We start from the raw sequence: 11,890 nt of genomic DNA on the forward strand, positions 1-11,890 counted from the left end.
AGATTTTTGTGTAAGATGTCTTACAGGTAAAAAAAGGAACGTGGTGATGAGTGAATCAGTGGCGGAAAATGTGAACCCAGGCAGTGCAGATAAAAGCCTTTCTCTTAATGAACAAGCCTATCTGGCTTTCAGGCACAAGCTCATTACGTTGCGTTATAAACCTGGCGAATACCTTAATACCGCTCAGGTGATGGATGATCTGGCGATAGGCCGCACACCGGTTAATCAGGCGGTTCATCGCCTCGCAACCGAAGGTTTACTGCAAATTATCCCGCGTAAAGGTGTCATGGTGGCGCCATTATCGATTGATGATGCACTGGAGTTGATTGAAGTACGGCTGGTAAATGAAACGCTCTGTGTTGAGCTTGGCAGCCAGAAGGTAACGGATGCGCAGCTTGAGCGTCTGCGTCATCTTAATCAGCAAATTGATGAGGCGAGCCAGTTACGCAGCCGCGAACAGATGATGCTGCTGGATCGCGAGTTTCATCAGGTCCTGGCCGAGATTGCCGGTAATCGCCATCTGGCCGATATCCTTAGCGTGATTCATGCACAAGCGCAGCGCTTCTGGGCCACCACCCTTTCCAACGTTGCGCATATGGATGAAGTGATCGCTGAGCATAATGAAATCATTGCCGCGCTGGAATCAGGCGATACGCAACGTGCAGCCGAAGCCGCACGTGCGCATATTTTCTCATTTAAGCGCGCCCTACTTTCCGCTTAAGGACCAGACCGCGTGCCGTCGCAAGTCCCCTTCCTGACAGCGCCTGATCGATTTCAGTTTATGCATGACCCGGTTGCTGCGGGGGCACGCTAATGATGGCTGGCGGCTGATAAAGTTTTCAGGGCAGCAGCGGCGCTCGGGAGCATGATGTGCCCAGTGGGGAGTGTTGCCGGTTCGCTGTTTAGCCTGGGGCAATCGCGTTGAAAATAGCGGACGGTCCAGCAGTAGGAGACTTCCCGATGTATCGCGCATGGCAAGGCGTGCTGCAGCGAGGGGCGCCATAAACGTCACAGAATGCCAATTAAGGCGGAATAGACAAAATTACTTGTTTTCATTATTTTTCTTTCGGATAAATAGGATTTTATTATTTCTCAAATTTTCTGTCATGTAAGTCAGAAACTCCTGGTTTAATCAGCGTATTTAGAGGGTTTCGTATTTAAATGCTTCTCCTCTTAGCGCTGGGTTGCATCTTGCAATGCCTTAAGCATCTTTTGCAGCCTATGCGCTGCATATTTTCTCATCAGAATAAGAACGATGACCATGGCGCGACCTTAATTACAAATTCCCACTGAAATAGTCAGTATAGATGAACGCGGTCTAAGACAGCAGAGATGACGGAATTGGAAGGCTGAGTTTCGAATTCCCACATTGTAAAAGTGTAACTTCAACTAAACATTCAGCGATTGATATAAGGTAGGACTTTCAGCATGTTACCTGTACTGTATTTGGAGAGAAGATTCTTAGCTAATTTATTACTTCAGGACTGCTGCTGCAGACCTACCTGAAACAGTTTGCCGGCATGATCGCGCCATAATTTAAGGTAAGTCTGACATTTGCAACTATCACAATGAAATACTTATGTATTTTAAAAAGCGAAATTATCAAGATGGATTCCTGTCTAAGGCATTCACGACTCTAACCCTATTCAGCTATCGACAATGGGCAACTCGCCACAGGGTTCATGATATTTAAAAAATTAATCATAAGCTTGTGCAGTTTATTTGCGGATGCATACTGTGATTGAGCATGATTAATGCAGTCTTACTCATTTTTTCGCTCGAGCCTTATTTATATTGTATTTCATAACAGATTAACGCTCTCATTAATTCCACTCACCTGACAACACCTCGCCGAAATTAAGTTAGGCATCAAACGATAACCTAAATGATAATCACATCAAGTAGTATAAAGCTTTAAGCGAAGCGGTATTACTGATTGACTCTTTCCTGTAAGAAAAAATTTTTTCAAATACGTTTAAACAAGCATAAACAATGCATCTTTTTGACCGATACAGTATCTGAGCCTGAGAAGACATCAGGAATGGGGTATTATTTACACTGGGGTTTATTAAATGAACATTATAAAAAAAATTACGGATTTGAAAATAGGCGGCAAACTGGCGCTGGGATTCACGCTTGTCATCCTGGCCTCTGTCATCATAGCGGCGCTGGCGCTCCGCTGTTTTTTAAGTATTCAGGAAAACTCAGCCAAGCGGGATGTTACCGTACAGATGCTGGACACGCTGGCAAAAGCCAGGCTTAACCGCACGATTTTCCAGTACACCCGGGATAAAAAGTTTATCGATATTAACGGTGAGGCGACGAATCAGCTTTTTAGTTTACGAACCAGTCTCGATAAATACTCATGGTCAGCAGAAGGGGCGGAAAGGCTTTCTCTCATGGGCGCAGTGCTGGCGCAGTACCAGGAAAAGCGCCGGATCTTTCTTGAGACCAATGACAAAGCAGCACTCGCGTTGAGTCAGATACACGCTCTGGACCTGGCCTCACTGGCTGAAAAGCTGGCTTCCAGTCAGACCGCAGAGCCTGCCGAAATGGCTACGGATCTGCTTTCTCTCAGCTTCAAAACAGAGCAGGCGGCATTTAATGTCCAGGCATTTATCAAAAAGCCAGAGTCTGCCGGGCTGGATAAATACACTGCGCTCAGGGAGTCGATTTCTCCGCTTGTTAAGCAGCTTAAAGGCTCTTCTGATGGTGCGCTCGCTGCATTACTGACGGAAGTGGATCAAAAAACGCTATCAGGCTCCGCCCTGTTGGAAAATTATCTCCTTTCGGTACGGGCTGAAAGCCTTGCCTCAGATGATATGACTGCAGCGGCAGGCAAAGTGAATGACTCCATAACAGGCCTCGCGTTCTTTCAGTCAGAGATGGCTCAGAACTCTATCCAGACTGCATTATGGCAGATTGGTTTTGCAACCCTTGCCTGTATCGTTCTCAGTCTCATTATTGCCTGGCGTATGACGCGGAGCATCACCGTCCCGCTGAGAGAAACACTGTCGTCTGCAAAACGTATTGCTGAAGGTGACCTGACGTCAGAAATCACCAGCGCCCGCACCGATGAGCTTGGCGAGCTGATGACTGCCGTGGGCACTATGAACCAGAGCCTGCGTGACATCATCTCACGGGTCAGGGACGGCGTGAATAATGTTGCCCGCGCCTCCTCTGAAATTGCGGCCGGCAACACCGATTTGTCGTCACGTACCGAACAGCAGTCGGCTGCAGTGGTCGAGACGGCTGCCAGCATGGAAGAGCTGACATCCACGGTTAAGCAAAATGCGGAGAACGCGCATCACGCCAGCCAGTTGGCTACCGACGCGTCACATAATGCCAGCCGCGGCGGGGATATCATCAACGACGTGATTAGCACCATGGGGGGAATAAGTGAGAGTTCAGGCAAGATTGGGGAGATCATCTCCGTTATTAACGGCATCGCTTTTCAGACGAACATTCTTGCGCTAAACGCCGCAGTCGAGGCGGCCCGGGCCGGCGAGCAGGGGCGCGGATTCGCTGTGGTTGCCGGTGAAGTCCGCAACCTTGCACAGCGCAGCTCGCTTGCAGCAAAAGAAATTGAGACGCTGATTAGTGAGTCTCTGAGCCGGGTAAGTAACGGTACCGAGCTGGTTAACCGTGCCGGCAATACGATGGAGGATATTGTCAGGTCTGTGTCGCAGGTGAGGGACATCATGGGTGAAATTGCCGCTGCGTCGGACGAACAGAACCGCGGCATTACTCAAATTGCGCAGGCCATGACGGAAATGGACACGACAACCCAGCAGAACGCTGCGCTGGTTGAAGAGTCATCCGCAGCGGCTAGCAGCCTCGAAGAGCAGGCGCTCGAGCTAGAGAAAACCGTTGCCGTATTCCGTGTGCCTACTTCCGGATTGCTGACGCCCAGGGTTCAGGTGGCCACGTCCGTGTTAAGGCCGCAGTCGTCCGTCAGGGCATCAGAGGCCAACTGGGAAACTTTCTGATACCCATCCGGTAGCCAGATGTGAATTTAACCTCATCTGGCTGCATCCTACAGTAACCTGTATCGGCAAGGTGAGAAGTCTTCTTATAACGCTGAGTCAGTCTGAGCTGTTCCCTGTTGACTATTAGGCACTGATATCAGCCGGCACATCTGCTTATTACATACTGTTACTGTCGAATTTCCGCTTATCGCTCATAGCGGACATCATCATGCAGACTGTTTTTCGTGAACAGTCATGAAAAAAACTAAGGGGTTTTCCTCCCGGTTTTCATAGAAATGAGGAACATCCGTTCTGGCAGCGGCTGAACAACCTGTTTTTAACAGGTACTCATGGTCCTGTACCCCAAGCGTGAGCGAACCCGCCTGAATATAAAAAAGTTCAATCGTTCCTTCTGTATGTCCGGGGGAGGCAAACTTTTCACCTGCCTGCATTTCCCACATCCAGAGTTCTGTCATATCAGGGCCGCCAGAACCAGCAAGCAATTTTGCACTGCCACCTTTTTCTCCTTTCCATAGTTCCGGTATTTCATCTGATGAAATAAGGCGGACTGCCGGTTTTGAACTGACATCCACAAAGTCAGCCACTGAAACCCCCATCGCGGCAGCCAGCCGGCATAGCACCGCAATACTGGGATTCGCCCTACATCCCTCTATCTCAACCAGGGTCCCCTTGCTCACGCCAGCCCGGCGGGAGAGTTCATCAAGAGACATTTTCTTTTGCTGACGAAACAACTTAATGCGCTGAGATACGGCTTCATTCACTGTGTCGACAACAGCATTCGCATCGGTCAGTAAATTGACTTTTTTGGTCATCGGTCATTATCATGATATAAATTGGTCATTAAAGGATTATCCCGTGTTAAGAGTATCTCCGTCAATCGCTCCTGAAATTTATCGCATTGCACCTGGATTTCGGGCATTAAGTATCGTCGTGCAAGCCGCACCGGTGATGAATCCCGATGCAGGAGAAGCAGCTCTGCAGTATGCATGCAGAACCGTTCTGGCTGGTCAGCCAGAATGGGCGGAGTCTCATCTGGCCGCCTGGGGCGAAGTTTTCCAGAAATTTGGCGCTAAACCTAAACGCACGCCGTGTTCAGCTGATGCACTGCGTAAGCGCGTGTTGCGCGACGGAACAATGCCGGCGCTCGATCCCATTGTTGATCTTTATAATGCTGTCAGTCTTCGTTATGCCGTTCCGGTCGGTGGCGAGAACATCTCTGCCTATCGGGGTACACCACGCCTGGCTGTAGCAAAAGGGACAGAACCTTTTGATACCGTTAAAGAGGGCGAGCCTGCCATTGAATATCCCTCGCAGGGTGAGATTATATGGTGTGATGATGCCGGTGTGACCTGCCGGCGCTGGAACTGGCGACAGGGGATCAGAACCCGCCTGGACGTGGAAGCTCAGCAGATGTGGTTTATCCTTGAGAGCCTCCCCGAGATGCCGCTGGAGATGCTGAACGAAGCCGGGAAGATGCTGACAGACGGTCTGGAAAAAATGATGCCCGGACTGTGGTTTGACGTTTCGCTCATCGAAGAATCACACCCTTAATATCATTCAGGAGAAACGTTTATGTTTACCGGCCTGTCGGCGTTTCCAATAACCCCGGTTACCGCCAGCGGCGTGGATGAAAGGGGTTTCAGCCATATTCTTTCACGCCTCACTGAAGCGAGGGTTGACTCTGTAGGCGTCCTTGGTTCCACCGGAAGCTACGCCTATCTGACCCGGGAGCAGCGCAGGCGTGTGACAATTGTGGCAAAACAGCATGCCGGAAACATCCCTGTTATGGTGTGTGGGGGCTGTCAGCACCGATACCATTCTGCATCTCGCAGATGATGCGCAGGCAGCCGGCGCAGATGCCCTTTTACTCCCGGCCGTCAGTTACCAGCCACTCCGTGATGAAGAGGTCTTTTCATTATTCGAAACCGTAACCCGGCACGTGTCTGTACCGGTTTGCATTTATGATAATCCCGGCACGACTCATTTCACCTTTACGGATGAACTTCACGGCCGTCTCTCATCACTTGAAAAGGTGCATTCGGTCAAAATACCCGGCGTTCCTGACAGCCCGACAGCAGCGACTGAGCGAGTGAGTGCATTACGAAGACATCTGCGTCCGGGGGTGGCCATCGGTGTCAGCGGAGACGCTTATGCCGGGCTGGGATTAAATGCTGGCTGTGAAGTCTGGTATTCAGTGTGTGGTGGTTTATTTCCGCTGATGGCTAAACAGGTTACTGAAGCCGCAATGGCGAAAGATTATGAGCTTGTTACTACCCTGACAACGCGACTGGAACCTTTATGGGCTCTTTTCCGTAAATATGAAGGCAGTATTCGCGTCATGTCTGCAGCAGCAGGCATATCAGGACTGACCGACATGGATTGTCTGCCCCGGCCTCTTCAGCCGCTACCGGCAGGAGCTATTGCGGATATTGGCGGGGTAATGAACGCACTGGAACTCAGGTAATCCTGAAAGGGATCGGTTTTTTAAAACACCCTCTTTGCCTGACACTAAACGCAACTGCTCGCCTGCCGGGAAGCCGTGACGCGGCAAGCCGTCAGCCTGAGGCACTGAACAGCGCGCAATAAAAAAGCCCGCGCAGGGTGACCCGCGCGGGCTTTTCACATCAGGACGCGATTACAGCGCCATATCGTGTTTGGCTGAAGGCGCTGCCTGCTCAGGCTGAGCCGCTGGCGCCGGTGCTGATTTGCCATCCATGTTGATCACAGGCGGCGTGGTCAGCTGCAGGGTTGCCGCAGTCTCATTCCAAACCTGCTGCAGCAACGGCACGTTGTCGTTCAGCTTCTGGCCATAACCAGGAATCATTTTGTGGATCTTGGCCTGCCACTCTGCTGACTTAAACTCTTCCGGGAACAGTTTCTGCATCACGCTTAAGGCGATCGGAGCAGCGGTTGACGCGCCCGGCGACGCACCCAGCAGGGCTGCGACAGTTTTCTGCTGATCGGTCACAATTTCTGTACCCAGTTTCAGCACGCCACCTTTCTCAGCATCTTTCTTGATGATCTGAACACGCTGACCGGCCTGAATCAGTTTCCAGTCCTCTTTCTTCGCGTCCGGATAGTACTCTTTCAGCGCGTCGAAGCGATCTTCATCACTCAGCATCACCTGACCGATCAGGTATTTCACCAGATCGAAGTTATCAATACCGACATCGGTCATTGGCACGATGTTGTGGGTCGTGGTGGTGCTCAGCAGGTCAAACAGCGAGCCGTTTTTCAGGAATTTGGTAGAGAAGGTCGCAAACGGTCCGAACAGCACGACGCGCTTGCCATCCAGATAACGGGTATCCAGATGCGGAACAGACATCGGTGGTGCACCGGTGGAAGCCTGACCGTAGACTTTCGCCAGGTGACGATTAGCAATCGCGCTGTTTTCGGTCACGAGGAACGAGCCGCCAACCGGGAAGCCCGCGTAGTTGTCCGCTTCCGGGATGCCGGTTTTCTGCAGTAACTTCAGCGCGCCGCCACCGGCACCGATAAAGACATATTTCGCATCGACCGCGCGCTCGCTGCCATTTTTGACATCTTTAATGGTGACGTGCCAGGAGTTGTCGCCGTTGCGCTTGAACTCGGTAACTTCAGAGGAGGTTTCCAGACGGAAGTTGTTATTCTTCTTCAGGCTGCCGATCAGCTGACGGGTAATTTCACCGTAGTTAACATCGGTGCCGACCGGGGTCCAGGTTGCCGCGACTTTCTGCTGCGGATCACGACCTTCCATAACCAGCGGCGCCCACTGTTCGATCTGCTTGTGATCGGTGGAGAATTTCATGCCCTGGAACAGCGCGGTTTTCTGCAGTGCAGCATAGCGCTTGGTCAGGAAGTCGACGTTGTCGCCCCAGACAAAGCTCATGTGTGGTGTAGAGTTGATGAAAGAGCGCGGATCGTGCATCACGCCCTCTTTGACCTGTGCGGTCCAGAACTGGCGTGAAACCATAAAGGCTTCGTTAATTTCCAGCGCTTTGGACACGTCGATAGAGCCATCTTTACGCTCAGGCGTGTAGTTCAGCTCCATGTTAGCAGAGTGACCAGTACCGGCGTTGTTCCAGCCGTTTGAGGATTCCAGCGCCACGCCATCCAGCTTCTCAACCATGATCTGTTTCCAGCCAGGCTGCAGCTCTTCCAGCATAGTGCCCATGGAGGCGCTCATGATGCCGCCGCCAATTAACAGAACATCGGTTTTTTCTGGTGAGGTTTCAGCGTGAAGTGCGGATGAAACTAACAGGGCCGCAAGAGACAGCGCGGGAATAACTTTTTGTGAATTCATCATTTTAATCTACAGCTCGGACCGTACTGGTTAAAAAAAGTCCTCAAAGTTTAAAATAATGTTATTTACGAGTTAATGCGAAATTAGTTATAAAATTAAAAATAGCAATTTAGCCTTAATTTAATTACAAAAGGCTTACTTTATTGAGCGATTATTTTAACCACACATTAAGGGTGTCCTTTGAATTATACAATCCCCTAACACAAATATTCTTACTGAAACCGACGGCGGTCAGGCCGCTAAAACTGTACTGATGCGGCGAGTTAGCGTATGTTTCCCGGCGATCTCCCATCCGTACTGAAAGCCTATGACAAGCCAACCACAGAACCGACACGCCGTGACGAAACGACCCATGAAACTCAGTACCCTGACCACACTGATGATGACCGCGGTTATCTTCACCGTACTGCTGGCTGTCCATCTGCTCTATTTCGTTCAGATCGATAACTTTGCCCAGTCGCACCTGAAAGATAAGGCGATGGCGGTCGCCCGAACGCTGGCGGACAGCCCGGAAATCCAGCGGGGATTGCTGTTGCCTGACGGCAGCAGCCAGATCCAGCCGCTGGCTGAGGCGGCGCGTAAACGCAATGGCCTGCTGTTTGTGGTGGTGACGGATATGCGCGGCATTCGCTTTTCGCATCCCAATGCTGCGGTGATCGGCAAGCACTTTGTCGGTAACGATATCTATCCCACCCTGAGCGGTCGGGAGAATGTGGCGGTCAATCATGGTGTGCTGGTGGAAGCGTTACGGGTCTTTACGCCGGTGTTTGACGCGCAGCATCAGCAGATCGGCGTGGTGGCGATCGGCATTGCGCTGAATGATGTGGCGGCTCAGATTGCGAAAAGCCGCTGGAACATCGTCTGGACCAGCCTGTTTGGCGGCGTGGTCGGGCTGCTGGGTATCCTGATTCTGGTCCGGCGGCTGAAAACCATCCTGCTGGGTCTGGAGCCACACGAGATTTCCAGCCTGTTTGAGCAGCGCCAGGCCATTCTTAACTCCATCAAAGAGGGGGTGATCGCGGTAGACGATCACTCCCGCGTCAGCCTGATCAATCAGGCCGCGCAGCAACTGCTGCATGAGACCACACAGAAAACGCCAGCCAGCGGTGATCTGATTGCTGAAGAGAGCGTGATGCACCGCCACCAGCAGGATGCGCTGCATGCGGGGAAAGCCTGGTATGATGAAGAACTGACGCTGGGAAATCGCATCCTGATCACTAACACCGTACCGGTGCGCAGCCGTGACCGGATTATCGGGGCGGTGACCACCTTCAGGGACAAAACCGAGATCAGCCAGCTGATGCAGCGTCTGGACGGCATGGTAAACTATGTGGATGCGTTGCGTGAGCGGTCCCATGAATTCATGAACAAACTGCATGTCATTCTGGGCCTGCTGCATATGAAAAACTATGCGCAGATGGAAGAGTACATTCTCAAAACTGCCAACGCCTATCAGACGGAGATCGGTTCGCTGCTGCAGAAGATCAAATCGCCGATCATTGCCGGTTTCCTGCTCAGTAAAATCAACCGGGTTACCGATGAGGGCCATCAGCTGATTATCGATGAGGCCAGTTTTTTGCCTGACTGCGGCAGTGAGGAGCAGAGCGCGGTACTGATTACGGTGCTGGGCAATTTAATTGAGAATGCGCTTGAGGCGCTGGACCCGGAGACTGAGGGTGAAATCCACCTCATGCTGCACTATCAGAATGGCTGGTTAGCCTGCGAAGTGAGTGATGATGGTCCCGGCATTGATGCCGCGCAGCTGAACACCATCTTTGAACGGGGCGTCTCCACAAAGGGTGAGGATCGCGGTGTCGGACTGTTTCTGGTCAGACAGCAAACCGAAAGCCTGGGGGGTAGCGTCAGCGTCGAGTCAGAACCCGGCGTCTTTACCCAATTCTTAGTACAATTTCCGTGGGAGAGAGGAATGATTACCCAATGATTAATGTGTTAGTTGTCGATGATGACGCCATGGTCGCGGAGCTGAACCGCTGCTATATCGGGCAGATCCCGGGATTTACCTGCTGCGGAACGGCCTCGACGTTACAGCAGGCGAAAGAGCGGCTGGCCCAGGCCGAGCCACAGGTGGATCTGATTCTGCTGGATATCTATATGCAGCAGGAAAACGGCCTCGACCTGCTCCCGGAGCTCCGCAGCGCAGGCCGTCCGGTTGACGTGATTATTATCTCGTCTGCTGCCGATGCCGCCACCATCAAAACCTCACTTAACTACGGGGTGGTCGATTACCTGATCAAACCTTTCCAGTTTGCCCGGTTTGAAGAGGCGCTCACCGGCTGGCGACAGAAGAAGTCGCTGATGGATAATCATCAGTTTTACCAGCAGTCAGACGTGGACCAGCTTCTGCATGGCAACCCGCCAGGGGCCAGCGAACAGAAACGACTGCCGAAGGGACTGACGCCGCAGACGCTGCGGACGCTCTGCCTGTGGATCGACGCCCATCCGGGTACCGAGTTCTCGACCGACGAACTGGCAACCGAGGTGAATATCTCCCGCGTCTCCTGCCGCAAATACCTCATCTGGCTGGCGCAGATCAATATTCTGTTCACCAGCATTCACTATGGCGTCACCGGTCGCCCGGTTTACCGCTACCGCCTGCAGCCGGAATATCACACCCTGCTCAAACAGTACTGTCAGTGAACCAGCCTGTAATCGTCATCCAGCAGCTGAAACGAAAAGTGACGTTGTGACGAACAGATGACCCGCCTGTCGCGGGTCACAAACAGGGCTTCAATACCCGGTTTGTCCGCCAGACAGGCAATGCCCTGTTCCACGCCCAGACCATACAGCAGCGTGGTGTAGATATCGCCATCCAGCGACCGGTCAGAAATTACGGTAACGCTCAGCAGTTCGTTATCCAGCGGATACCCGGTACGCGGGTCCAGAATATGGTGATAACAGATCCCGTTCAGCTCGAAGTAACGTTCATAGATGCCGGATGTCACTACGGAGCGATTGTTCACGCCAATCACACCGATCAGCTCGTCGGCTGCGCCAAACGGTTTTTTCAGGCCGATTGCCCAGCCCTGTTCATCAGGGGGTGCCCCCATGGTCTGCACGTTGCCGCCCAGATTGATCAGCGCATGGCTGACCTGCTGCTGGCGCAGAAAGGCCTGCACAAGATCGGCGATATAGCCTTTGGCGATGGCCCCCAGGTCAATCTCCATGCCCGGTCTGGCAAGCATTACGCTGCGGGCGTCGGCGTCAAGAATGACCTCATGGGGATCGATGAGCGCCCTGCGAGCTTGAAGCTCCGCTGGTGACGGCACGCTGTGCCCCTGAAAACCGATTTTCCAGCACTTCACCAGTGGACCGATCGCCAGATTAAACAGGCTGTCGGGCAGCAGGCTCACCGCATGCGCGCAGGCGATAAGATCGAACACCGGCTGGCTGACCACCACCGGATGCTGCCCTGCCGCATGGTTGATCGCCATCACCTCAGAGGCGGCGCGGTTCACAGTAAAGAGATTCTCCTGCTGTCTGATGAGCCGGAAAACCTGTGCGGCCAGGGTCTGATTGTCTTCGAAGAGTTTGAGCAGGATGGGTGACCCCATCAGGACGGCGGAGTAAGCATAGACACGCGCTTCAGTTAACATAGGCG

General features: G+C 52.3%; 8 protein-coding genes and 1 pseudogene. 6 read left to right on the top strand and 3 right to left on the bottom strand.

Annotated elements, in window-relative coordinates; translation table 11 throughout:
* Positions 1-46: 46 nt before the first annotated feature.
* Positions 47-721 carry a GntR family transcriptional regulator gene (locus tag HFD97_RS07565; protein ID WP_167431869.1) on the top strand — a complete coding sequence of 225 codons (675 nt, stop codon included), beginning with the start codon at positions 47-49 and terminating at the stop codon, positions 719-721.
* A 1,351-nt stretch (positions 722-2,072) separates the two neighbouring features.
* On the top strand, positions 2,073-3,989 hold the full coding sequence (locus tag HFD97_RS07570) for a methyl-accepting chemotaxis protein (protein WP_167431688.1): 1,917 nt from the start codon (positions 2,073-2,075) through the stop codon (positions 3,987-3,989).
* A gap of 206 nt (positions 3,990-4,195) precedes the next feature.
* Here the strand turns inward: HFD97_RS07570 and HFD97_RS07575 are convergent, their stop codons facing one another.
* Positions 4,196-4,801 carry a helix-turn-helix transcriptional regulator gene (locus tag HFD97_RS07575; RefSeq protein ID WP_167431689.1) on the bottom strand — a complete coding sequence of 202 codons (606 nt, stop codon included), beginning with the start codon at positions 4,799-4,801 and terminating at the stop codon, positions 4,196-4,198.
* 43 nt (positions 4,802-4,844) lie between these two features.
* Between HFD97_RS07575 and HFD97_RS07580 the strand changes: the two genes are divergently transcribed.
* Both HFD97_RS07580 and HFD97_RS07585 read left to right on the top strand, forming a co-directional pair.
* Complete coding sequence (locus tag HFD97_RS07580; RefSeq protein ID WP_167431690.1) at positions 4,845-5,540, top strand: B3/4 domain-containing protein; 696 nt, start codon at positions 4,845-4,847, stop codon at positions 5,538-5,540.
* 21 nt (positions 5,541-5,561) lie between these two features.
* A pseudogene (locus tag HFD97_RS07585) lies at positions 5,562-6,453 on the top strand (dihydrodipicolinate synthase family protein).
* 171 nt (positions 6,454-6,624) lie between these two features.
* Here the strand turns inward: HFD97_RS07585 and mqo are convergent.
* Positions 6,625-8,274, bottom strand: a complete 1,650-nt coding sequence (mqo, locus tag HFD97_RS07590) for a malate dehydrogenase (quinone) (protein WP_150029020.1) — start codon at positions 8,272-8,274, stop codon at positions 6,625-6,627.
* A 349-nt stretch (positions 8,275-8,623) separates the two neighbouring features.
* Here mqo and HFD97_RS07595 point away from each other — a divergent pair, with 349 nt between their 5' ends.
* Both HFD97_RS07595 and dcuR read left to right on the top strand, forming a co-directional pair.
* Complete coding sequence (locus HFD97_RS07595; protein WP_208971007.1) at positions 8,624-10,213, top strand: sensor histidine kinase; 1,590 nt, start codon at positions 8,624-8,626, stop codon at positions 10,211-10,213.
* Positions 10,210-10,929, top strand: coding sequence for a two-component system response regulator DcuR (gene dcuR, locus HFD97_RS07600; RefSeq protein ID WP_009093030.1), 720 nt, complete (start codon positions 10,210-10,212; stop codon positions 10,927-10,929). The genes HFD97_RS07595 and dcuR overlap by 4 nt, the downstream gene beginning before the upstream one ends.
* Here dcuR and HFD97_RS07605 read toward each other — a convergent pair.
* On the bottom strand, positions 10,923-11,885 hold the full coding sequence (locus HFD97_RS07605) for an FAD:protein FMN transferase (RefSeq protein ID WP_167431692.1): 963 nt from the start codon (positions 11,883-11,885) through the stop codon (positions 10,923-10,925). The two genes, dcuR and HFD97_RS07605, sit on opposite strands and share 7 nt — an antisense overlap.
* Positions 11,886-11,890: the final 5 nt, after the last annotated feature.

Source organism: Pantoea sp. EKM103V, assembly GCF_011800365.1.
Lineage (GTDB): Bacteria > Pseudomonadota > Gammaproteobacteria > Enterobacterales > Enterobacteriaceae > Pantoea > Pantoea anthophila.